We start from the raw sequence: 22,371 nt of genomic DNA, 5'->3' as shown, positions 1-22,371 counted from the left end.
CAAATCCATACAGCCGCGTAGGTCGGCTTAGCTGCGCCGGTAAGGCGCTGCGTAAGCCGACAGGAGCCGCCATGGACTTGTCGGATTACGCGTACCGCTAATCCGACCTACGGCTCCGATACAAATAATTAACGCTGAAACGCCACCCGTCCGGCCACGATGGTCGCCTTGACGATGCCGCTCAGCTCATAGCCGAGGAAAGGCGTGTGCTTGCCCTGGCTGGCCAGCGACGTCGACGACACGGTCCAGCGCGCGGCGGGATCGAAGACGCAGATGTCGGCCGCTTCGCCCACGGCCAGGCTGCCGGCAGGGATGCCGGCGACACGGGCCGCGTCGGACGTGACCTTGGCCACGGCGCGCGCCAGTGGACGGGCACCGGCTTGCGGCTGGTTCAAGGCATAGTCGTCGGCCCATTTCAGGGCCAGCGACAGCAGCAGCTCCAGGCCCGTGGCGCCGGGCGACGCTTCGCCGAACGGCAGCAGCTTTTCATCGTCGTCGACGGGCGTGTGGTCCGAGCACATGGCGTCCACCGTGCCGTCCAACAGACCGGCGCGGATCGCATCGCGGTCGCGCTGGCTGCGGAACGGCGGCGTGACGCGCGCGTTCGAATCGAAAAAGCCGATATCGGCGTCCGTCAGATGCACGTGGTGCACGCCCACGTCGCAGGTGACGGGCAAGCCTTCGGCCTTGGCGGCGCGGATCAGCTCCAGGCCCGCCGCCGACGAGATGCGGCACAGGTGCACGCGCGCGCGGCTGGCGCGCATCAATTCAAAGATCGTGTGCAGGGCGATGGTTTCGGACATCACGGGCACGCCGGACAAGCCCAGGCGCGAGGCCAGCGGGCCGCTGTGGGCGATGCCGCCACGGCCGATGTGCGGATCCTGCGGGCGCAGCCAGACGGTGTAGCCGAAGGTGTTCGCGTACTGCATGGCGCGCAGCAGCACGGTGGTGTCTTCGATCGGCTCTTCCGCCTGCGCGAAGCCGATGCAGCCCGCTTCCGTCAGTTCCGCCATTTCCGTCAGCGACTTGCCTTTCAAGCCCATGGTCAGCGCGCCCAGCGGGTGCACGTGGGCCTTGTTCTGCGTCTTGGCGCGGTATTTCAGCATCTCCACCAAGCCCGGCTCATCTAACACCGGGTCGGTATCGGGCGGGCACACCAGGCTCGTCACGCCGCCCTGCAGGGCCGCCTGCAATTCCGATTCCAGCGTTGCCTTGTATTCGTAGCCCGGCTCGCGCAGGCGCGCGGACAGGTCGACCAGGCCGGGGGACACCACCAGGCCGGCCGCGTCAAAGGTGGTAGCGGCGGTAAAGCCGGCCGGGGCGCTGCCCACGGCCAGCACTTTGCCGTCGGCGATAAACAGGTCTTGCAAGCCATCGATGCCGTTGGCAGGGTCGATCAGGTGGCCGTTCTTGATATGTAGTGTCGTCATGCTCGCTTACTCGTCCTTGGGCTATCAGCCCTGATTACCAGCCAAAATACTCATCACCGCCATGCGCACGGCGATACCGAACGTCACCTGCGGCAGGATCACCGCCTGCGGACCGTCGGCCACGGCCGAATCGATTTCCACGCCGCGGTTCATCGGCCCCGGATGCATGACGATGGCGTCCGGTTTCGCCAGCGCCAGGCGTTCGGGCGTCAGGCCATAGCTCTTGAAATACTCCTGCGCCGAGGGCAGCAGCGCGCCGCTCATGCGTTCGTTCTGCAGGCGCAGCATGATGATCACGTCCACGCCCTTGAGACCTTCATCCATGTTGGTGAAGGTGCGCACGCCCATTTGCTCCAGGCCGCCCGGCAGCAAAGTGTGCGGGCCGATGGCGCGCACTTCCGGCACGCCCAGCGTGGTCAGCGCATGGATGTCGGAGCGCGCCACGCGGCTGTGCAGGATGTCGCCCACGATGGCCACCGTCAGGTTGGTGAAATCCTTCTTGTAGTGGCGGATCGTGTACATGTCGAGCAAGCCCTGGGTCGGGTGCGCGTGGCGTCCGTCGCCCGCGTTGACGACGTGGACGTGCGGCTGCTTCGTGTCGATCAGGTGCTTGGCGATCAGGTAGGGCGCGCCCGACTGCGCATGGCGCACGACGAACATGTCGGCATGCATGGCCGACAGGTTGTCGATGGTGTCGAGCAGGGACTCGCCCTTGCTGGCCGACGAGGCCTGGATATTGAGGTTGATGACATCGGCCGACAGGCGCTTCGAGGCGATCTCGAAGGTGGTGCGGGTGCGCGTGGAGTTTTCAAAGAACAGATTGAAAACGCTCTTGCCGCGCATCAGCGGCACCTTTTTCACATCGCGGTCGGAAATGCCGACGAACGAGGAAGCGGTATCGAGGATGTGGTTGACGATAGACTTCGGCAGGCCTTCAATCGTCAGCAGATGTTGCAGTTCGCCGTGTTTATTCAGTTGCGGATTAAGCATGGTGGGTATCTAGGGTGAGCGTGAATTTTCCATCGTCGGATTGCTTCAGGACCAGGGCCTGGCCCGCCGGCACGGCAGTGAAGGCAGCCACGAAATCGGCGGCCACCGGCAGTTGGCGCTCGCCGCGGTCGACCAGGGCGGCCAGCATGATCTTGGCCGGACGGCCATAGTCGAACAATTCATTGATGGCCGCGCGCGTGGTGCGGCCCGTGTACAGCACGTCGTCGACCAGCAGGATGGTGGCACCGGCCACGTCGAAGCTGATTTGCGTCGGCTTGACGTCGGCATGCAGGCCTTTCTGGGCGAAGTCGTCGCGGTAGAACGACACGTCGAGCACGCCCAGGCGGTCGATCAGGTTCAGGTCGCGCGCCAGGCGCTCGGCCAGCCAGGCGCCGCCCGAATGGATGCCGACGATGGCCACGTTGGGGATGCCCGCCAGGCCGCTCTGCACCTGCTGCAGCAAGACCGCGTACAGGGCCTCGGCGTCGAGTTGGGAAGGATTCGTAGGATGCGGCATAGAGTTCTTAATCATTCAGGATTGGAGGCTAAGGTCAGATTAATAATTCGCGTCGAAATACTGTTGCAGGATGATGGCGGCGGCGCGGTCGTCGATGACTTCGCCGCGCTTGGCGGCGATGACGGCCGAGGAATAGCGCTCGTCGACCAGTTCCACCGGCAGGTTGAAGCGGCCATGCACCTGGTTGGCGAAACGGCGGCAACGCGCGCTCATCTCGTGTTCCGTGCCATCGGGATGGCTGGGCAGGCCCACCACGATGCGGCTGGCGCCCCACTCCCTGATCAGGCTATCGATGGCGGCAAACTTCGGCTCATTCGCCGTGGCCGTGATCACGCTGAGCGGCTTGGCCTGGCAAATCATGCTATTGCCGATGGCCACGCCGATGCGTTTCAAGCCGAAATCGAAGGCGAGGATGGTGTCGATGGCGTCACCGCTCATGCGTGTCCGGCTTCCGATGCCAGCATGAGCGGGTCGATGCCCAGCAATTTGATGGCCGCCACGTAACGCTGCTCGATGGGGAAGTCAAACAGGATGTCGGCCGAGGCACCCACCGTCAGCCAGCCATTGCGGCCGATCTCGTCTTCCAGCTGGCCCGGGCTCCAGCCCGAATAGCCGATCGAGACGAGCAGGCGCTCGGGACCATCGCCCTTGGCGACGGCTTCGAGCACGTCGATCGAGGTGGTAAACGCGATTTCATCGGTCACCGTCAGCGACGAGGAATAGTGCGCGCCTGGCGTATGCAGCACGAAGCCGCGGTCGTCCTGCACGGGGCCGCCGAACATGATCGGTTCATTGATGATGGGAGTGTCGCTGCCGGCCGCCAGTTTCAGGTCGATGCGGTCGAACAGCACTTCCATGGTCATGTCGGTGGGTTTGTTGATGACGACGCCCAGCACGCCGTTTTCATTATGTTCACAAACGTACACGACCGTGCCGCCGAAGATCGGATCTTGCATGGCCGGCATCGCAATCAGGAAATGGTTGGCCAGATTCAAGGTGGAGGAACCTGTCGCGGCCGGCTCTCCCACACCCTGCATCAAACGATGCCCTGGTAGAGTCTGGTCGATTTTACTCTTTTTCATACGCGATGCTCTCTCTGTGGGCTTGCTGGCAAGTCTCGCTTACCCCGCTATCGTACGCCTGGCGCAAGCGGCCGCGAATGCTGGGCGGCGCGCACCGTGTTGCCAGGCGCTATTCTTGTTATGTTGTAAATTAATGGTCAATTCGCTTTGCCTGCCGACGCATTTCAATGCCAATTGTAAAATTGACTGCACAATCGCTGTCGCACATAAACCACCACGAACATACCCGCTAGTTTACACTGAATTGCCGCCGCAGCGACGCCAAAGGCACGACGCGCGCGGCCATAAAGCCCTGTTGGCGGCAAAAAATGGCCTATCTTTGACCCTGAACACGCAAAATAATGACAATTAAGACTTCCCTGGTGTGGTTCCGGCGCGATCTGCGCGCATTTGACCATGCTGCATTGCATCACGCCCTGCGCCAGAGCCAGGCCGTGCATTGTGTCTTCGTATACGACACCGCCATCCTGGCAGCGCTGCCGCGCCGCGACCGGCGGGTCGATTTCATCCATGCCAGCGTGGCCGAACTGGCCGACGAGCTGCGCCAGCTGGGCGGCGACCTGATCGTGCTGCACGCGGACGCCGCCGAAGCCATCCCGCGCCTGGCCGCCGAGCTGAACGCCGACGCCGTGTTTGCCAACCACGACTACGAACCGCAAGCGATCGCCCGCGACCGCAGGGTAGCGGCCGCGCTCACGCACGAGACGCGCCTGTGGTTCAGTTTCAAGGACCAGGTGATCTTTGAAAAAGACGAGGTATTGACGCTCTCGGCCAAACCCTACACCGTCTACACGCCGTATAAAAATGCCTGGCTGAAGAAAATGCGCGCCGAACCCGGCTGCCTGGCGCCGTTCGCTATCGAACCGCATGCGGCCAGCTTGGCGCCGCCGCGCAGCGGCACGCCGGCCCCGCTGCCCACCTTGGGGGAGCTGGGTTTCGAGGCCAGCAACCTGGCCGAACTGGCCATTCCCACCGGCATGGCGGGCGCCAGCACGCTGTTCGAGGATTTCCTGCCACGCCTGGCCCGCTATGACGTGGCGCGCGATTTTCCTGCCCTGAAGGGGCCGTCGTATTTGTCCATGCATCTGCGCTTCGGCACCGTGTCGCTGCGCTACCTGGTGCGCAGCGTGGTCGACCTGATGGACCGGGGCGGTGGCGGCGACGGCGCGCCCGTGTGGCTGGCCGAACTGATCTGGCGCGATTTCTACGCCATGATTTTGTACCAGAACCCGCATGTGGAAGGCGGCGCCTTCAAGCCGGCCTACGATGCGATCGCCTGGGAAAGCGGCCCCGAAGCCGATGCCGCCTTTGCGGCCTGGTGCGAGGGACGCACCGGCTATCCGCTGGTGGACGCGGCCATGGCACAGCTGAACCAGACCGGCTATATGCACAACCGGCTGCGCATGGTCACGGCCTGCTTTTTGATCAAGGATCTGGGCATCGACTGGCGCCGCGGCGAAGCATATTTCGCGCTGCACCTGAATGACTTCGACCTGGCGTCGAACAACGGCGGCTGGCAATGGGCTTCGTCGTCCGGCTGCGATGCGCAGCCCTACTTCCGCATCTTCAATCCCATCACGCAGTCGGAAAAATTCGATGCGAACGGGCGCTTCATCCGCCGCTACCTGCCGCAGCTGAAGGCGCTGGGCGACAAGGAAATCCACGCGCCCTGGCTGGTGCCACGCATGCTGCTCGAGCAAAAAAACATCGTGCTGGGACGCGACTATCCTGAACCCATCGTGCAGCACGACGAGGCGCGCAAGGAGACGCTGGAGCGCTATGCGGTGGTGAAGGTGGCGGGGTAAGCAGGTAATTGATTGGCATTGCGGTGATGTCGGGTTACGCGCTGCGCGCTAACCCGACCTACCCGACATGCGCCGTCGTGCAAGAGCGTAGGTCGGATTAGCGGGGCAAGGCCCCGCGTAATCCGACAACATGGTTGGCGTTAGCGTTGGCGTCGATTACGCCACGTCACCGCCCAGCAAGCGCCCCACTTCCGCCAGCAATTCCTCTTCCTGGAACGGCTTGCCGAAATACGCATTCACGCCCAGCTCGAACGCGTGCGCGCGGTGCTTGTCGGCGCTGCGCGAGGTGACCATGATGATGGGGATGGCACGTGTCTTGTCATCGCTGCGCACATTGCGCGTCAGGTCGAAACCGTCCATGCGCGGCATTTCCACGTCGACCAGCAGCACGGCCGGCATGGCAGCCGGTTCCAGCGCATGCAACTGCTCCAGCGCATCGAGGCCATCCTTGGCCAGCAGCACCTGATAGCCTTCGCGCTCGAACAAACGCTGCATCACGCGGCGCACCGTCAGCGAATCGTCGACCACCATCACGCGCACGGCCGGCACAGCCAGTGCGCTGGAGGCGGCGTGCTGTTCGCTGCTGGCCAGCGCATACTGCGACAGCAGTTCCGGGTGATGCTCGAGGTGCTGCGCCAGCGCCACCGGATTGAGAATCAGCACGATGTCGCCCGTGCCCAGCACCGTGGCGCCGGCGATGCCCGGCATGCGCGCCAGTTGCGGGCCCACATGCTTGACCACGACCTCGCGGTTGCCCACCACGTCATCAACCTGCAAGGCCAGCCTGTCATTGCCATTCCTCAGCAGCAGCACGGGCGCATGGCGCTGCGTGGCCTGCGCCGCTGGCGTCTCGCCCAACATGGCCGACAGGTGGTGCAGCGCCAGCGACTGCCCGTGCGACTCGATGCGCCCGGCCGCCCGCACCTGCTCCAGCTGCTCGCCTTTCAGGTGCAGCACCTGCTCCACCAGTACCGATGGCAAGGCATACGTCTTGCCGTTCGCCGCCAGCAGCACCACTTGCGTGACGGCCAGGGTCAGCGGCAGGTGGATGGTGAAGCGCATGCCCAGGCCCGCCTGCGTCTGCGTTTCCACGCGCCCGCCCAGGGCCAGCGCTTCGGAGCGCACGATGTCCATGCCAAAACCGCGCCCTGCCAGTTCCGTCAGGCTGTCGGCGGTGGAAAAACCGGGTGTAAAAATCAGTTCGGCCGCCTGCGCGTCGCTCAAAGGCGCGTCCGTCGCCACCAGGCCGGCGCCGTGCGCCTTGGCGCGGATGCGTTCCAGGTCCAGCCCCGCGCCGTCGTCGGAAAAGGCGATCGCCACTTCATTGCCCTGCTGGCTGACCTGCACCAGCAGCTCGCCCGTCTCGCTCTTGCCTGCTTCCAGGCGCGCGGCGCGCGGCTCGACGCCGTGCACGATGGCGTTGCGCAGCAGGTGCTCGAACGGTGCCGCCATGCGTTCGAGCACGCTGCGGTCGATTTCCACGCCGCCGCCGCGGATGTCGAGGTTGACGCGCTTGTCGACTTCCTTGGCGCTTTGCCGCGCCACGCGGAACAGCCGTTCGGCGATGCTGGCAAACGGCACCATGCGGATCTGCATCAGGTCGCGCTGCAGCTCGCGCGTCAGCCGCGCCTGCAGCACCAGGTCGTCCGTCACCGCGTCGACACTGAGGCTGAGGTTTTCATGGAACGAGGCCACGTCGTTGACGCTTTCGGCCATCATGCGCGTGAGTTCCTGCAGGCGCGTAAAGCGATCGAATTCGAGCGGGTCGAATTCGCGCTCGCTGCCGACGGCCATGCGCGAGGCAATCTGCGATTCGGCCTGCATTTCCACTTCGCGCAGCTGGCGCCGCAGGCGCGCCAGGTTGTCGGAAAATTCGGATAGCGAAGCGCCCAGCACGCCGACTTCATTTTCCATTTTAGAACGCGTGATCGACACTTCGCCGGCCTGGTTCACCAGGCGGTCGAGAATATCGGCGCGCACGCGCACCAGCGCCGCCTTCGGTTCGGCGGTCGGCGTGTCTTCCATGCCCGGCAAGGGCAGCAAGGGTTGCTGCAGCTGTTCGAACAGGTGCAGCGCATGGTCGTAATGGGCCAGCAATTCCTCGAAGGCCTGCGGCGTGGCGGTGCCCGCGTGCAGCATGTTTTCGATATGCGTCTCGATTTCATGCGCATGCTGGCCCAGGCGCATGGCGCCGGCCATGCGCGCGCTGCCCTTGACCGTATGCAGGGTGCGCAGCAGCATCTGCGCCTGGCCGCTGTCGTGCGGCTGCTGCTGCCAGCTGCGCAGCGCCTCGCCGATCTGCGGCAGCAGGTCGGCACCCTCTTCCAGGAAGACGGACAATAAATCGAGGTCGAGTTCATCGCTGATGCCGGCGCTCGCCGCCAGCAGCGCGGCCGCATCGGCCGGCATGATGGCGGGCGCCGGCGCTTCCGGCGCCGCGTGCTCCAACGGCGGCGCGTGCTCGAAGCCGGCGTCGAACAGGTCGTCGCTGGCGCCGCTGTCCTGCATGGGCGCCGGCACTTCAGCCGCAACGGGTTGCAGCGCGTCGGCGACGATGCTCGCATACGCCGCCTCGAACAAGGTCTCGAGCTGCGGCAGAGGGACTTCGGCGAGTGGCTCGGCAGCTTGCGCCGGCGCGCCGACGATGCTGGCGTAGGCGGCGGCAAACAGGGCGTCGAGCCGCGCTTCCTGGCTCTCGCCGGGCGGCGCCGTCAGGGCACGCCACAGGGTATTGAGCGCTTCGATCATGTCCGGCTGCGTTGGCGCCAGGTCGCCCAGCGCGAACGCCTGCAGCATTTGCGCGATGCGCTGCGTGGCCTGTTCCAGCACGTCGTGCTGTTCGGCGCGCAGGCCGGCCAGCGGCGGCACCACCGTCTCGATCACCGTTTCCAGCGCGTGCGCCATGTCGCGCAGGGACTGGAAACCCACCGTGCCCGACGTTCCCGCCAAGGTATGCACGGCTTGCAGCGCGTCCGCGCTGACGGCACGCTGTTCATGGCGCCATTCGCCAAAGTCGCGCGTGAGCACGCGCAGCAATTCATCCGTCTCGGCCAGGTAAATGTTGTACAAGGGGAGGCTGACGCGCAGTTCACCGACGTGCTTGAGGTTATCGTCAGGCGCTTCGTGGGCGGCGGGCGCCGTGGCGGACGGAAAGCCGATCACATTGCCGTTGCCGGCCAGCGGTGCGGCCGATGCCGGGCGAGGCTTGCGCAGTTCGAACGGACCGCCTTCGCGCACGCGCTCGGCCGCCGCCAGCAGCATGCCGGCCTCGCGCTCGCGCCCCGCGCCGCCTTCCAGTTCCGCCACCCATTCGCTGAGCTGGTACCAGCCGTAATTGAGCAGGGTGAACAGATCATCGCTGACAGGGCGCGCTTCGGCCAGCCAGGTATTCATCACGCGTTCGATGGCGCCGGCCGCCTCGGCGAACTGCGCCAGGCCGATCATGCGGCTGCTGCCTTTCAAGGTGTGGAACGAGCGGCGCAGCATGGCCAGGTGCTCGCCGCTGGCGGCCTGCTCGCGCGGCAGGGCCAGGGTGGTGTCGACAAAGGCCAGCACTTCGCGCGCTTCGGCGATGAAGATGTCGAGCATCTCCGCATCGACATCGGTCACTGCCGGCGCGGCATCCATGCCGGCGGGCGCGGCGGGCGCCAGGGCCTGGTCGAGCAAGGGCACCGGTACGGCACCGGCGGCGGCGACTTTTTCAAATGGCAGCGCGCGGAAGGTGCCGGCGGCGGCATCGAAATGGAAACGCCCGCTGGCCGCTTGCGCGTTGCGGCCCAGCATATCGACAAAAAATCCCAGCGCGCTGACATTTTGCGCGATCTCGTCGAGCGCCCCGGCGTGGGCCTCCGCCTTGGCGTCCGCATTGGCGTCGCCAGCGGCCAGCTGCCGCACGGCCGCATCGACCTGCAGCACGGCGGCGCGCGCGTCTTCCTGTCCCAGCCCGGCCAGCTGCTGCTGCAACTGTTCCAGCACGGGGGCGACGCCGTCGAGTGCCGCTTCCCGCGAGGCATCCGCGTAATACGCATTGAGCGCCTTTTCCACCTGGCGCAGACCCGTCTTCATGTCCTCGGCCAGCGCGGCCACCGTCTGGCCCTGCTCGATCTGGCGCGACAGCTCGCCCGCCGTGACGGGTGGCGGCGCTTCACCAGCCAACAGCGCCTGCAGGCGCGCGGCGATGGTTTCCGCATTGCCGGCAAAATCGTCGGGCAGGCGGCGCACCTGCTCCAGCCCCGTGTCGGCAAACAGCAGCGCCATGCCGATTTCATTTTCCAGCGCCGCGCTGCGCCCGCTGGTCACGGCTAGCCGCGCCACGGCCGCGCATTCGCGCAGCAGGCTGGCCAGGGCCGGCTGCTTCAGGGTCTCCACATGTGCGGCCACCTCTTGAAGCGACGCGTCAAAATCCGTGCCCAGGGCAGGATCGAGGTCGGCTTGCGCCAGACGACTCCAGCTGGCGCGCGCCTGCGCCAGAGCCGCGCGTGCGCCTTGCAAGGCTTCCTGGTCGACCTGGCCGTAACGCCGCGTTTCCAGGTCGGCGGGCACCATGCCTTCCAGCGCGAAGGCGGCGCGCAGCTGGCGTGCCTCAGATGTGGGCTCGGGTGCCGCGGCGATGAAGAACAGGGCGTCGCGCAACATCGCTTCGGGCAGGCTGGCCGTGCCCTGCGCCAGACGGCGCAACTGCAGGTTGATCAGGCCGAACAACTGTTTGACGTTGAGCGTGCCCATGCCCTCGCCGCTGGCCGCCAGTCCCGCAAACGCCTGCATGGCGAACCAGAAGGCACGCGCCGGCGCTTCCTGCTGCGCGTCGGCCACCAGGGTCAAGGTGGCATGCAAGTCGCTGGCGTGCTGGCGCCGCGCCGCATCATCCTGCGCTTTCAGAAAGGGCAGCAAAGACTTTTCAAAGCGCCCGCGCCAGGCAGGGTAATCGGCTGCCGGCGGCGCCTCCGCCAGCGCGATGGCATGCCCTTCCAGTATCGATGCAGGCGGAAAAAACAGGTCGGCCGGGTGGATGCGCTCGGCGCCCAGCATGGTTTGCAGGTCGCGGTAGTAGGGGAACAAACGCGTCGGCTGCGGCGGCGTGCCGGCCACCAGGTCTTCCAGGTATTCGGTCAGGGCCTGATACAGTGCGGCGACGATCTGCGCATGGTCGAGCGTATATTCGAGGCTGCCGTCGCGCAAGCGCGCCAGCGCCTGTTCCGCGCCATCCGTCAGCAGGCTGGCGCCGGCCACGTCCACCATCACCAGCGCGCCATGCGCCTGGTGCAGATGCGAGCGCGCATGCTGCAGGGCCGTGGCGCGTTCCTCGCGCTCGCGGCCGCCCGCCTCGAACAGCGCCGTTTTCGAGCGGCCCAGCGCTTCGCGGATTTCCACCATCACCCACGACAAAGGTTCGCTGTCGAACGGCTTGGACTGCTGCGGACTATCAGGTGTGCTCATGCATGCCTCGGTAAGGAAATCGCCTGGACTGGCGCGGCGTTCAGGCGGCGACGCGGAAGCGCGACACCGAGTTTTTCAGTTCCTGCGCCAGCATCGACAACTTGTGGATCGACTGCGCCGTTTGCTGCGTGCCATCCTGGGTCTGCTCCGTCACGCTCAGGATATGCTGGATATTCAAGGCCACGCCGCTGGCCGAACCGGCCTGCGTGCCGGTGGCAAACGAGATGCCCTGAATCAGTTCGGCCAGGTGTTTCGACACCTGGCTGATGTCGTTCAAGGCCGCGCCGGCCGCGTCGGACAGGCGTGCGCCCTCGACCACGCCGTGCGTGGATTTTTCCATCGCGCGGGTGGCGTCCTGGGTATCGGCCTGGATGGTGCGCACCAGCGCGCCGATCTGCTTGGCGGCGGCGGCCGAGCGTTCGGCCAGGCGCTGCACTTCCTCGGCGACGACGGAAAAGCCGCGCCCCGCTTCGCCGGCCGACGCGGCCTGGATGGCGGCGTTCAGCGCCAGCACGTTGGTCTGCTCGGTGATGTCGGAAATGAGCTCGGTGATTTCGCCGATTTCCTGCGACGATTCGCCCAGGCGCTTGATGCGCTTGGAGGTATCCTGGATCTGCTCGCGGATTTCATGCATGCCCTTGATGGCGTTTTCCACCGCCGTCGAACCCTGCTGCGCCGCCGCCACCGACTGGCGCGCCACGTCGGCCGAGACGCTGGCCGACTTCGACACGTCGGTAATCGCATTGGCCATCTTGACCACGGTGGCGCTGACGCCCTGGATTTCGCGCGACTGCTGCTGCGACGCGATCAGCAGCTTGCTGGAGATGCTTTGCGCCTGCGTCGAGGCGCGGTTGACCTGTTCGGCGGTCGCCGTCACCCTCCCCACCAGGCCGCGCAATTCCTCGACCGTGTAGTTGACGGAATCGGCGATGGCGCCCGTGATGTCTTCCGACACGGTAGCCTGTACCGTCAGGTCGCCATCGGCGACCTTCTGCAATTCGTTCATCAGGCGCAGGATGGCCGCCTGGTTCTGCTCATTCCTGGCCTTCGCCTCTTCCTCTTTTCCCTGCGACAGCAGGCGCAGGATTTCCGCTTCCTGGCGCCGCCGCTCGGCGTCGCGCGTGCGGTTGACGGAGTCCTGCAGCAGCACGCGGCCGATACCGGCCGCCGCGATCAGGGTCAGCAACACGCCGCCGACCATCATCCAGAAAGCCATGCCCAGCGTTTCCTGGTTCACGTGGTACATCTGCTGCAGCAGGGTCAAGCGCTGGCGCAGGTCTTCGTTCTCGTTGAAGATCAGCTGTTCGGCGCTTTTCGCCGCACTGAATTTATCCAGGCGGTCGAGTATCGACGACACCAGCTTCTGGTAATTATCGAAACTGGCCTTCAGCGCCACCAGCCGGTCGCGCAGTTCGGCGTCGCGCGTGGGCGCCAATTGCAGCGACATGCTGCCATTGAGCAGGCCTTCGACGGCGGTGCGGAAATACGTCGTGTCGCGCCCCAGCGAAAATGCCGTTTCCGAGCTGATGCTGCCCGACGACAGGAACTCGCTGGCACTGCGGCTCATGCGCTGGCTCAGCATCATCAGGCGGCCGATGACGGCCAGGTCGCGCGCGTTGCCGCCGCGCTGCACCTTGAGTGCCGCGACTTCCTCCGTTTGCGCCAGCAGCGCCGGCGACAGCGCGTTCAATTGCTGCAAGGTCTTGTCGAATTCGCCCAGCTCCGTTTTCAGGCGCAAGATGGTACTGGCCGCGCGGTCGCTGCTGGCCCACTTCTTGCGCGCGTCGGCCACCGCCGCCAGCAGGCCGGAACGCGACTCGCCGATATCGCGGCCGTGATACGTCCCGCCGCGCAGCATCAGGCGGAAATCCTGGTTCAGTTCATTGCGGCTTTCCTCGAGCTGGCGGAAGGCTTCCGGATTGCCTTGCACGGCGTTCGGCGCGGCCTTGCCGATGCGCTGCGAATGCATCAGCGCGTCGCTGGCCAGCTGCGTCTGCGCCGAGGCGATATTGCCGCTGCGCGTGTTGAGGCCGACGAACAGCAGGCTGGCGGCCAGGCTCAGGGCCATCACCGTCGAGAGGATGCTCAGCTGCTTTTGCAGCGGCAAATGGCCGATCAGCGGCAGCTTCAAGTCGCTGACGGGTGCCTTGGCCAGCGACTTGCGCCGCCCCAGCGCGTCGCGCAGGCGCAGCGGCAGGTCGGCCGCCGCTGCCGGCTCGCCGGCAGCATGCTCCGCTTCGGGCATGCCGGCCGCCAGGATAGGAGAATTGGCACCCATCAGCAAATATCCTTGTGGTCGAATAGCCCGCCAAAGCCGGCGTCGAGGAAGCGCTCCGCCTGCGCCAGCTGCGCCAGGTCCAGGCGCAGCCACTGCTGCCCTTCGCTGTCGCGCAGCGCCTGCGCCGCCCAGGACGGCGGCGCATCCGGCACGGAGACGGGCTGCATCGTGCGCAGCTGGCGCAAGCCCAGCACGCGTTCGACCAGCACAGCGCAATTGAGACCCAGGCGGGGAGAAAACGTGATGATGCGGCAGTGATTGCCAGGCGTGCAGGCCGGCTCGCCCATGTAGCGGGCCAGGTCGACGACCCCCGTCAGGCGTCCGCGCATGGCCGCCAGGCCCAGGTACCAGTCCTGCGCCAGCGGCACGCCCTGGATCTGCACCCCGGCGGCGATGACGATTTCACCGAGCTGCGTCAGGTCGAGCAGGCACGGCCGGCCACCGAGCATCACGCCCAATTCCTTGCGCGCTGCCAGCGCGCCGCTGCGCGCGGCCTGTATCCGCTCGATCAATTGCAGCTGATACTGGCGCAAGCGCCCCTGCCGCGCGCCCGTCTCGAAGGATGGCATGGCGGCAGCGGCAGGCGAAAAGGCCGCGGTGGACTCGCCGTTCCCTGACATCGTGTGCATTCTCAGGAAAGCGCGGCGATCTTGGCCAGCAGCTCGGCTTCGACCACCGGCTTGACCAGATAATCGCGCGCGCCCTGGCGCAAGCCCCAGATGCGGTCCGTTTCCTGGCTCTTGCTGGAGCAGATAATCACCGGCACGTCCTGCAGTTCGGGATCGCGCGCAATCGCGCGCGTGATCTGGAAGCCATTCGCACCGGGCATCACCACATCCATCAGGATCAGGTCGGGCCTGGCCTGCTTCAGTTGCGCCAGCGCGTCGGCGCCGTCCTGCGCCGTAAAGACGGCATAACCGGCACGCACCAGCATCTCGCTCAGGTAGTAGCGTTCTGTCGGCGAGTCATCGACGATCAGAATTGTGTGTATGGCCATCTGCTTCCTTGCTGCGTTGTCAATCAATAAACCACTTAGAATAGGCTCTTACTCAAAATGCCTGGCCAGGTGCAGCCGCACGGCCTCCAGCAGCGCCTCGCGCGCCAGCGGCTTGACCAGGCAGGCGCTGGCGCCTGCCATGGCGCCGCGCGCGCGGTCGAACAAGCCCTCCTTCGACGACAGCATCAGCACCGGCGTGGCGTGATGCGCCGCGCTGGCCTTGATCAGCGCACAGGTGCGGTAGCCGTCCAGGCGCGGCATCACGATGTCGCACACGATCAGCGCCGGCTGGCAATCGGCGATCTTGGCCAGGGCCTCGAAGCCGTTTTCCGCCACCACCACGCGATAACCGGCCTCGCCCAGGATGTTCGCGGCCGCGCTGCGTATCGTCGCGCTGTCGTCGATGACGAGGATCGTGGCACTGGCGCACGCGGCCTCGGACGGCATCTCGGGCAAAAAGGGACGCGTCATGTGATTATTCGACAATCTTTCATACCATAGCACAGGCTGCCGCGATACTGCGTGCGGCAGCACCATCCCGGGGAGCTCGATGAATTACAGTGCCACCATCTCGAAATCATCCTTGCGCGCACCGCATTCAGGACAGGTCCAGTTCATCGGAACATCGGCCCAACGCGTGCCGGGAGCGATGTCTTCGTCGGGCAGACCGGCCGCTTCATCATAAACCCAGCCGCAAATGAGACACATCCACGTTTGGAATTGCTGCGTTGTTTCGTTGCTACTCACGTTCTGCCACCCTTCAATCAAGTAAAATGCTGAATTAGGTATCTTAATCTACCCGCCGTGCAAAACCAAACTTCTCCCCTCATATTAAGCTTCGGCGTGTCCGATCCGGTCGGTGCGATCGGCATCCAGGCCGACCTGGCCACATTTTCAGCCTTCGGCTGCCATGGCCTGTCGGTCACCACGGGCCTGCTGATCAGCGATACGGCGCGCGTGGAAGACGTGCAGGCGGTCGACCCGGACTGGGTTTCCGACCAGGCGCGCGTGCTGCTGGAAGACATGTCCGTCTCGGCCATCAAGATCGGAGCGCTGGGCAGCGTGGAAAACGTCACGGCCATCGCCGAAATCGTCTCCGACTATCCGAACGTGCCGCTGATCCTCGATCCCTTCATTTCGGCGCTGCCGGAACAGGGCATGGACGACGAAGACATCCTCACCGCCGTGCGCCAGCTGCTGATCCCGCAAACGACCTTGCTGGTGCTCTCGCCGGTGGAGCTGGAGCGCCTGGCCGAGACCTGGCGCGACGCCGATCCGGACGACACCCTGCAAAACGACGTCGATTACCTGGTGGCCCTGGGCTGCGAATACGTGCTCGTCACAGGCATGCCGGCCGACGCCAGCAAGTCCGGCACGGGCGAAGGCAAGTTGCGCGCCAATACCCTGTTCGGCGAGGACGGCGTGGTGCGCCACGACGAATGGCAGCACCTGCCAGGCATCTTCAACGGCGCCGGCAGCACCCTGTCGGCGGCCGCCACCGCCCTGCTGGCCCTGGCGGAAAACGAAGACGATGTGCCGCAGGTGGTCGTGGCGGCGCAGGAATTTACCACCGGCGCGCTGGCCCACGCGCAGCGCCACGGCATGGGCAAGCTGGTGCCGAACCGGCTGTTCCGGCAGCAGCGCCAGCGCGGCGCCCAATAATCCCGTCCAGACAAACACAGACGACACAGACAACGATCCACTCTCAAGGCACGATTATCATGACGACGACTTCACAGAACGACATCCTGTTTGCCCGCGCACAAAAAACCACGCCAGGCGGCGTCAATTCGCCCGTGCGCGCCTTCCGCTCCGTCGGTGGCACGCCGCGCTTCATCACGCGCGCCGAAGGCCCGTACTTCTGGGACGCGGACGGCAAACGCTATATCGACTACATCGGTTCCTGGGGCCCGGCCATCGTCGGCCACGCCCACCCGGAAGTGGTGAAAGCGGTGCAGGATGCGGCCGCGCTGGGCCTGTCGTTCGGTGCGCCGACCGAAGGCGAAGTGCTGATGGCCGAGGAAATCACGCGTCTGGTGCCATCAATCGAGCAGGTACGCCTGGTGTCGTCGGGCACGGAAGCGACCATGAGCGCCCTGCGCCTGGCGCGCGGCGCCACGGGACGCGACAAGATCGTCAAGTTCGAAGGCTGCTACCACGGCCACGCCGACTCGCTGCTGGTGAAAGCGGGCAGCGGCCTGCTCACCTTCGGCAACCCGACCTCGGCCGGCGTGCCGGAAGATTTCGTCAAGCACACCCTGGTACTCGACTATAACAACGTGGAACAGCTGAAGGACGCCTTCGACAGCTTCGGCGCGGAAATCGCCTGCGTCATCGTCGAACCGGTGGCCGGCAACATGAACCTGGTGAAAGCCACGCCGCAATTCCTGCAGGCGATGCGCGAGCTGTGCACGCAGCACGGCGCCCTGCTCATTTTCGATGAAGTCATGTGCGGTTTGCGCGTGGCCCTGGGCGGCGCACAAGCGCTGTACGGCATCAAGCCCGACCTCACCGCGCTGGGCAAGGTGATCGGCGGCGGCATGCCGGTGGCGGCCTTCGGCGGCAGCGCGGCGCTGATGCATCACATGGCGCCGCTGGGCGCCGTCTACCAGGCCGGCACCTTGTCCGGCAACCCGGTCGCCGTGGCGGCCGGCATGGCCACCCTGAAACTGATCCAGCAACCGGGCTTCTACGAGCAGCTGGGCGCCACGGCCAAGCGCCTGGCCGAAGGCTTGACAAGCGCGGCGAAGGACGCGGGCGTGGTCTTCTGCGCCGACTACATCGGCGGCATGTTCGGCATCTATTTCAGCGCCACCCCACCGACCAGCTACGCGGAAATGATGGCGGGCGACCGCAGCAAGTTCAACGCCTTCTTCCACGCCATGCTGGACGAAGGCGTGTACTTCGCGCCCGCCGCCTTCGAGGCGGGCTTCGTCTCGGCACAGCACGATGATGCCGTCATCGACGCCACCATCGACGCCGCGCGCAAGGTGTTTGCCACCCTGGCGTAAGGTACACACCTGACAAAACCTACTGCGCGTCGCGCTTTGCGGCCGGCGATGCTCACCGTACTAAAGTACGGTTGCGCTTCTCGGCCACAAATCACTGCCGCTCGCTACGGTTTTGTCAGGTGTCGTTACACTGTAGCGCCTTGTAGCAGTTCCGCCACCAGCGCCGGCAGGCTGGCCATGTCGCTGAACACGACATGCGCGCCGGCCGCCTTCAGGCGCGCTTCCTGGCCGGCGGCGATATGCCCGCCGCCGATGAATCCCAATACCGTCATTCCCGCCGCCACGGCGGCCGTCACGCCCGTGACGCTGTCTTCCAGCACCAGGCACTGGCCCGGCGGCACGCCAAACGCGGCCGCGGCCGCCAGGTACACGCCCGGATGCGGCTTGGCATGGCCGACCAAGTCGGGCGTAAACACGCGCTTGTCGAACAGCGGCGCCATGCCAGTGCGCTCAAGCGCCGACAGCACGCGCGCGCTGACGCTGTTCGAGGCCACGGCCTTGGGCAGCGCAATGGCGGCCAGCGCCTGCGCCACGCCCGGCACGGCGCGCAATTGCGCATCGCAGGCCGCATCGACGGCGTTGCCGATGGCCATGATCTCGTCGGCCGGCAATTGCGGCAGTCCCAGTTCCTTGTAGATATCCTGCATCAGCGGCACCAGGCGCTGGCCCAGGCGCGGCTCGATCAAGCCTTGCAGGGTAACGCCCTGGGGCAGGTTCGGCAGGCGCGGTGCCAGCAATTCCAGCAGCGCTTGCAGGGCCACGGCTTCGCTGTCGATCAGCACGCCATCGCAGTCGCTGATCAGATGGGTAAAGCGCGGTGGGGTGGTGGCGGTATCAGGCATGGACTCTCCAGAAGACAACGGTGACGGGAAATGCGGCAGCTGGCCAACAAGGCCGGCTTCGCAACGATCATAGGTGGAACAGGCGGACGCTGCCACGCAGAAAACGTCTGAATGACGATACTTTTCTGCAAAAGGCAGACTACGGGGGAAAGACTGGCTTAACACAGACAACGTAGATACCAATTCAATACCACGCAATACCAATGATTATCGCTGATTTTTGAAATTGCTGCGCTTGCCTTGAAACCGGGACGCGGACGCGCCCCGGCGATGCGGTTTACTTCAGCCAGCCACGGTGGCGGAAGTACAGGAACGGTGCGATGGCGCTGGTGATCATCAAGCCCCAGGCCCAAGGATAACCGAACGACCATTCCAGTTCCGGCATCAGCTTGAAGTTCATGCCGTACACGCTGGCGATCAGCGTCGGCGGCAGGAAGGCCACGCTGGCCACCGAGAAGATCTTGATGATCTTGTTCTGGTTGATGTTGATGAAACCGACGGTGGCATCCATCAGGAAGTTGATCTTGTCGAACAGGAAAGAGGTATGGCCGTCCAGCGATTCGATGTCGCGCAAAATCTGCCGCGCTTCCTCGAACTGCTCGGAATTGAGCAAGCGGCCGCGCATCAAAAAGCTCACGGCGCGGCGCGTATCCATCATGTTGCGGCGGATACGGCCATTCAAATCTTCTTCGTGGGCAATCGCGTTCAGCGCTTCGGCCGCGTGCGCATCGGTAAATTCCTTTTGCAGCACGCGCGTGCTGACTTCTTCCAGGTTCTGGTAGATGCCTTCGAGCACGTCGGCCGAATATTCGGCATCGGTGGCGTACAGGTCGAGCAGCACGTCCATGTAGTCGGCGATCGAGCCTGGCCGCGAGCGGGCGCGCATGCGCACCAGGCGGAACACGGGCAGGTCGTCCGTATGCATGGAAAACAGGATCTTGCGCGCCAGGATGAAGGCCACGGTGATGACGCGCGAAGGACCGTCGTCTTCTTCACGCAGGAAGTCGGTGCGCAGATGCAAGTCGCCGTTTTCCGCTTCGTAATAGCGGGCCGACGCTTCAATATCCTTGACTTCGTCCTCGCCCGGCAGCGTGACGTTGTAGATGGCCTTGACCCAGGCCCGTTCATCATCGGTGGGGTCGGTCAGGTCGACCCACACCGGTTCGGCATTTTCGAGGTCTGCGCGGCTGTCGATCGGCACCTGGTTGAGCCGGCCATTCTGTAATACAAAGACATTGATCATGCGCGCTCTCAGCCGGATGTTGGGTTATCGTGATGTGCTGGCGCTGGCGCCAAAAATGAAAACAGCGCAAGTGTACCCGCAAAGGCCTTTTCACGACCACCCCCGGCACCGCTTTTTCACGGAAAAAGTACGGCGTTGCACCAAGGGAGACGATTAAGATGCTGCGCCGCAATAGTGCCAATCAGGCAGCTTTGATTTTATGCAAATAAAGCCGGCTGCCATCAAGGCAATTCCGCCGCCCCCATGCGGCGCAGGATGACACTGGTGCGCCGGTTCAGATAGCCCGTATCGCGGTGACGGTCATAAAAGCGGGGATTTGGCAGCATCACGGCCAGTTTCGCCGCCTGCGCCGCGCTCAAGCCGGCCGCGCTGACATGGTAATAGTGGCGCGCGGCCGCTTCGGCGCCGAAGATGCCCGTGCCAAATTCCACCACGTTCAAATAGATTTCAAAGATGCGCTGCTTCTCCATCAGGCTTTCCAGCATGTATGTGATGATCAGTTCCTGGCCCTTGCGCACATAGCTGCGCGAACCGGACAGGAACAGATTCTTCGCCAGTTGCTGCGTGATCGTCGAACCGCCCGCCACGACCTTTTGTTTTTTGCTATTTTTCTCATAAGCCTTTTGCAAGGCTTCCCAGTCCACGCCTTCGTGCTCGGAAAAATTCGCGTCTTCCGAGGCGATGATGGCCCGTTTCAGATTGTTCGAGATGCGGTTGTATGGCACCCACGTCTGCTGGATGGTCGCATTCGGATTCTTGTCCTGCAAGACGGACAACTGTTCGCGCATGAAAGCCGTGCTGGACGGGTTGTGGTCGACCCACCACCAGATTTGCAGGAAGAAATACAGTTGCACGACGATAAAGGCCAGCACGGGCACGATGAACAGCCACTTGATCCAGCCGTAGCGGCGGCCGCCACCACCTTTGCGCGCGCCCTTCTTGCCGCCGCTCACAAGCTGCCCCGCAGTTGCGTCAGCAAGTCCTGCGTCTGCGGCCGCACGCCGCGCCACACGTGAAACGCTTCGGCCGCCTGCTCCACCAGCATGCCCAGGCCGTCGCGCACCTGCGCGCCATGCTGGGCGGCAAAGTCCATGAAGACGGTGGGCTGGGCGCCATACATCATGTCCAGCGCCAGCGTGTGGCTGCCGAAGATACCCGCTGGCACGGGCGGCAAGTCGCCCGCCAGGCTGGCCGAGGTGGCATTGATGACGATATCGAATACGCCGTCGGGCTGCGTGTAGCCGCCGGCGCGCAGCTGGGCAGCGTGACTCGCCGCGTCCGCAAACTGCGCCACCAGCGCCTCGGCCGTGGCCACGGTGCGGTTGGCAATAAAAATTTCCTGCGGTCCCTGTTCCAGCAAGGGCAGCACCACGCCGCGCGCCGCACCGCCCGCGCCCAGCAGCAGGATGCGCTTGCCGGCGATGGCCATGCCCGCGTTGCGCATGATGTCGGCCACCAGGCCCGCGCCATCGGTATTGTCGCCAAGAATGGTGGCGCCATCGAAACGCAGGGTATTGACGGCGCCGGCCGCTTGCGCGCGCGGCGTCAGCACGGTGGCCAGCGCGCACGCATCGAGTTTGAAGGGCACCGTCACGTTCGCGCCCTTGCCGCCCTCGGCGGCAAACGTGCGGGCCGCCAGGGCAAAGCCATCGCGCGGCGCCAGCCGGCGATCGTAAGCCATGGCTTGTCCTGTCTGCAGGGCAAACGCGGCGTGGATCAGGGGGGACTTGCTGTGGGCGATGGGATTGCCGAAGACGCAATATTGATCGGGATTCATTTCTTGCTTGTTCAATTGCTGCCGCCAGTCAGGTTAGCTTCCATTTTTTCTTCGCGCGTAAATTTGAAACGGGTGATGACGACCCACAGGTCATCTTTATCACTTGACAACATATTCGGTGGGAAACGGCCGAACGGTGCCGCGCGGCGCACGATGGCCAGGGCAGCCGCGTCCAGCTCTGGGTTGCCCGAGCTTTTTTCCACGCGGGCGCCGCCTTCCTTCTGGTAAATCGTGCCGTCCTGGAAGATGGGGATGTAGACGACCAGTTCGCCATATATCTTGCGGCCATTCTTTTGCGGGAAATTCAGGGTGCCGATTTCCTCGATGCGCTTTTGCAGGGTCTTGTAATACATGGCATAGCCGACCTCCTGCGTGCTGGGCGTAATGAAAGTCTTGCGCGGACGTTTATTCTGGTCTTCCACGGTCTGGCTGATCTCGGCCGCCATGCGCGCGATGGCCTTGCTGCTTTCCATCAAGTCCGAACCGGACGCCAGCGGATTCGGTTTGTCCTTTTCCGTGACGGGCGCGGCGCTGTAGGGCGTCGGCTTGGCCGCCTGTGTCAGCAATTCCTGCTGTTTTTGTTCCAGTTCGGCAATGCGCCGGGCGCTGGCCTTGACGCTGTCGCCCTCTTCCACTTTGCGCATGTCGGGCAAGGGCGACTTGGCGCGGCCCTTGTCGGCCTGGCCACCGCCATCGAGGTTGGCTTGCGCCAGAGCATCGGCCTTCAGCGGTTTGTTCGCATGCTTGGCGTTGACCAGGATCACTTCCAGGCCGGGGTCGGTGGCGACGGCCCGCTGCGGCGCCGGGGCGACAAAATGCATCGCCAGCAAGGCGCCATGCGCCAGCAGCGATACCGCCACGGCAATCATCAGGAAACGATTCTCTCGGAAAGACTTCACGCGCAACCCAGTTCCTTACAACACAAGATACAAGATGGCTGAATTCTACGTCAAAGGGCGATGC

The 22,371-nt window shown here is 64.6% G+C and carries 19 protein-coding genes; 3 read left to right on the top strand and 16 right to left on the bottom strand.

Annotated features, from left to right (window positions below; all coding sequences use genetic code 11):
• Positions 1-128: 128 nt before the first annotated feature.
• From K0F86_RS02515 to K0F86_RS02495, 5 genes are read right to left on the bottom strand one after another with little or no spacing between them, the layout of a single operon-like run.
• Complete coding sequence (locus K0F86_RS02515; protein WP_219132771.1) at positions 129-1,430, bottom strand: dihydroorotase; 1,302 nt, start codon at positions 1,428-1,430, stop codon at positions 129-131.
• A gap of 24 nt (positions 1,431-1,454) precedes the next feature.
• Positions 1,455-2,420, bottom strand: a complete 966-nt coding sequence (locus K0F86_RS02510; RefSeq protein WP_034746695.1) for an aspartate carbamoyltransferase catalytic subunit — start codon at positions 2,418-2,420, stop codon at positions 1,455-1,457.
• The gene (gene pyrR, locus K0F86_RS02505) at positions 2,413-2,937 is read right to left on the bottom strand and encodes a bifunctional pyr operon transcriptional regulator/uracil phosphoribosyltransferase PyrR (protein ID WP_219132770.1); all 525 of its coding nucleotides are present in this window, start codon (positions 2,935-2,937) and stop codon (positions 2,413-2,415) included. The genes K0F86_RS02510 and pyrR overlap by 8 nt, the downstream gene beginning before the upstream one ends.
• Before the next feature lie 39 nt (positions 2,938-2,976).
• Positions 2,977-3,375, bottom strand: coding sequence for a Holliday junction resolvase RuvX (gene ruvX, locus K0F86_RS02500; RefSeq protein ID WP_257571952.1), 399 nt, complete (start codon positions 3,373-3,375; stop codon positions 2,977-2,979).
• A complete protein-coding gene (locus tag K0F86_RS02495) occupies positions 3,372-3,974 on the bottom strand; it encodes a YqgE/AlgH family protein (protein WP_219132954.1) in 603 nt (200 codons plus the stop codon). The genes ruvX and K0F86_RS02495 overlap by 4 nt, the downstream gene beginning before the upstream one ends.
• A 386-nt stretch (positions 3,975-4,360) precedes the next feature.
• On the opposite strand from K0F86_RS02495, the gene K0F86_RS02490 reads away from it, so the two are divergent.
• Positions 4,361-5,824 (top strand): deoxyribodipyrimidine photo-lyase, encoded by a 1,464-nt coding sequence (locus tag K0F86_RS02490; RefSeq protein ID WP_219132769.1) that lies wholly within the window; start codon positions 4,361-4,363, stop codon positions 5,822-5,824.
• Between the two features lie 156 nt (positions 5,825-5,980).
• On the opposite strand, the gene K0F86_RS02485 is transcribed toward K0F86_RS02490, so the two are convergent.
• From K0F86_RS02485 to K0F86_RS02460, 6 genes are all read right to left on the bottom strand, one after another.
• Positions 5,981-11,260: an Hpt domain-containing protein gene (locus K0F86_RS02485; protein WP_219132768.1), complete on the bottom strand. Its 5,280-nt coding sequence runs from the start codon at positions 11,258-11,260 to the stop codon at positions 5,981-5,983.
• Positions 11,261-11,300: 40 nt separating this feature from the next.
• Positions 11,301-13,538, bottom strand: a complete 2,238-nt coding sequence (locus tag K0F86_RS02480; protein WP_219132767.1) for a methyl-accepting chemotaxis protein — start codon at positions 13,536-13,538, stop codon at positions 11,301-11,303.
• Positions 13,538-14,158, bottom strand: a complete 621-nt coding sequence (locus tag K0F86_RS02475) for a chemotaxis protein CheW (RefSeq protein WP_306823173.1) — start codon at positions 14,156-14,158, stop codon at positions 13,538-13,540. Before K0F86_RS02475 ends, K0F86_RS02480 begins: the two co-directional genes overlap by 1 nt.
• 11 nt (positions 14,159-14,169) lie before the next feature.
• Complete coding sequence (locus K0F86_RS02470; protein ID WP_219132766.1) at positions 14,170-14,535, bottom strand: response regulator transcription factor; 366 nt, start codon at positions 14,533-14,535, stop codon at positions 14,170-14,172.
• A gap of 48 nt (positions 14,536-14,583) precedes the next feature.
• Complete coding sequence (locus tag K0F86_RS02465; protein ID WP_306823172.1) at positions 14,584-15,006, bottom strand: response regulator; 423 nt, start codon at positions 15,004-15,006, stop codon at positions 14,584-14,586.
• Between the two features lie 84 nt (positions 15,007-15,090).
• Positions 15,091-15,243 (bottom strand): rubredoxin, encoded by a 153-nt coding sequence (locus K0F86_RS02460; RefSeq protein WP_010401308.1) that lies wholly within the window; start codon positions 15,241-15,243, stop codon positions 15,091-15,093.
• 96 nt (positions 15,244-15,339) lie between these two features.
• On the opposite strand from K0F86_RS02460, the gene K0F86_RS02455 reads away from it, so the two are divergent.
• Positions 15,340-16,197 (top strand): hydroxymethylpyrimidine/phosphomethylpyrimidine kinase, encoded by an 858-nt coding sequence (locus K0F86_RS02455; protein ID WP_219132765.1) that lies wholly within the window; start codon positions 15,340-15,342, stop codon positions 16,195-16,197.
• Positions 16,198-16,256: 59 nt separating this feature from the next.
• Entirely contained in the window at positions 16,257-17,546 is a 1,290-nt protein-coding gene (hemL, locus tag K0F86_RS02450; RefSeq protein ID WP_219132764.1) for a glutamate-1-semialdehyde 2,1-aminomutase, read from the top strand.
• Between the two features lie 125 nt (positions 17,547-17,671).
• On the opposite strand, the gene K0F86_RS02445 is transcribed toward hemL, so the two are convergent.
• The 5 genes from K0F86_RS02445 to K0F86_RS02425 all read right to left on the bottom strand — a co-directional run bounded on the left by K0F86_RS02445 (position 17,672) and on the right by K0F86_RS02425 (position 22,277).
• Complete coding sequence (locus K0F86_RS02445; RefSeq protein ID WP_219132763.1) at positions 17,672-18,388, bottom strand: HAD family phosphatase; 717 nt, start codon at positions 18,386-18,388, stop codon at positions 17,672-17,674.
• A gap of 277 nt (positions 18,389-18,665) precedes the next feature.
• Positions 18,666-19,631: a magnesium/cobalt transporter CorA gene (gene corA / locus K0F86_RS02440; RefSeq protein WP_034746658.1), complete on the bottom strand. Its 966-nt coding sequence runs from the start codon at positions 19,629-19,631 to the stop codon at positions 18,666-18,668.
• 221 nt (positions 19,632-19,852) lie between these two features.
• Positions 19,853-20,527: a monofunctional biosynthetic peptidoglycan transglycosylase gene (gene mtgA / locus K0F86_RS02435; RefSeq protein WP_219132951.1), complete on the bottom strand. Its 675-nt coding sequence runs from the start codon at positions 20,525-20,527 to the stop codon at positions 19,853-19,855.
• Positions 20,528-20,580: 53 nt separating this feature from the next.
• Entirely contained in the window at positions 20,581-21,408 is an 828-nt protein-coding gene (gene aroE / locus K0F86_RS02430; RefSeq protein ID WP_219132950.1) for a shikimate dehydrogenase, read from the bottom strand.
• Positions 21,409-21,419: 11 nt separating this feature from the next.
• Positions 21,420-22,277: an energy transducer TonB gene (locus tag K0F86_RS02425; RefSeq protein ID WP_219132949.1), complete on the bottom strand. Its 858-nt coding sequence runs from the start codon at positions 22,275-22,277 to the stop codon at positions 21,420-21,422.
• Positions 22,278-22,371 lie beyond the last annotated feature (94 nt).

This window comes from Janthinobacterium sp. UMAB-60 (genome assembly GCF_900095235.1).
In the GTDB taxonomy this organism is placed as follows: domain Bacteria; phylum Pseudomonadota; class Gammaproteobacteria; order Burkholderiales; family Burkholderiaceae_D; genus Janthinobacterium.
Note: the sequence above shows the minus strand (reverse complement) of the source record. Positions and strands in the feature narration are given on the sequence as shown.

Excerpts from the sequence above, each read along its gene's own strand:
- K0F86_RS02515 (WP_219132771.1), bottom strand. The coding sequence starts at position 1,430 with ATGACGACACTACATATCAAGAACGGCCACCTGATCGACCCTGCCAAC.
- K0F86_RS02510 (WP_034746695.1), bottom strand. The coding sequence starts at position 2,420 with ATGCTTAATCCGCAACTGAATAAACACGGCGAACTGCAACATCTGCTG.
- pyrR (WP_219132770.1), bottom strand. The coding sequence starts at position 2,937 with ATGCCGCATCCTACGAATCCTTCCCAACTCGACGCCGAGGCCCTGTAC.
- ruvX (WP_257571952.1), bottom strand. The coding sequence starts at position 3,375 with ATGAGCGGTGACGCCATCGACACCATCCTCGCCTTCGATTTCGGCTTG.
- K0F86_RS02495 (WP_219132954.1), bottom strand. The coding sequence starts at position 3,974 with ATGCAGGGTGTGGGAGAGCCGGCCGCGACAGGTTCCTCCACCTTGAAT.
- K0F86_RS02490 (WP_219132769.1), top strand. The coding sequence starts at position 4,361 with ATGACAATTAAGACTTCCCTGGTGTGGTTCCGGCGCGATCTGCGCGCA.
- K0F86_RS02485 (WP_219132768.1), bottom strand. The coding sequence starts at position 11,260 with ATGAGCACACCTGATAGTCCGCAGCAGTCCAAGCCGTTCGACAGCGAA.
- K0F86_RS02480 (WP_219132767.1), bottom strand. The coding sequence starts at position 13,538 with ATGGGTGCCAATTCTCCTATCCTGGCGGCCGGCATGCCCGAAGCGGAG.
- K0F86_RS02475 (WP_306823173.1), bottom strand. The coding sequence starts at position 14,158 with ATGTCAGGGAACGGCGAGTCCACCGCGGCCTTTTCGCCTGCCGCTGCC.
- K0F86_RS02470 (WP_219132766.1), bottom strand. The coding sequence starts at position 14,535 with ATGGCCATACACACAATTCTGATCGTCGATGACTCGCCGACAGAACGC.
- K0F86_RS02465 (WP_306823172.1), bottom strand. The coding sequence starts at position 15,006 with ATGACGCGTCCCTTTTTGCCCGAGATGCCGTCCGAGGCCGCGTGCGCC.
- K0F86_RS02460 (WP_010401308.1), bottom strand. The coding sequence starts at position 15,243 with ATGTGTCTCATTTGCGGCTGGGTTTATGATGAAGCGGCCGGTCTGCCC.
- hemL (WP_219132764.1), top strand. The coding sequence starts at position 16,257 with ATGACGACGACTTCACAGAACGACATCCTGTTTGCCCGCGCACAAAAA.
- K0F86_RS02445 (WP_219132763.1), bottom strand. The coding sequence starts at position 18,388 with ATGCCTGATACCGCCACCACCCCACCGCGCTTTACCCATCTGATCAGC.
- corA (WP_034746658.1), bottom strand. The coding sequence starts at position 19,631 with ATGATCAATGTCTTTGTATTACAGAATGGCCGGCTCAACCAGGTGCCG.
- aroE (WP_219132950.1), bottom strand. The coding sequence starts at position 21,408 with ATGAATCCCGATCAATATTGCGTCTTCGGCAATCCCATCGCCCACAGC.
- K0F86_RS02425 (WP_219132949.1), bottom strand. The coding sequence starts at position 22,277 with ATGATTGCCGTGGCGGTATCGCTGCTGGCGCATGGCGCCTTGCTGGCG.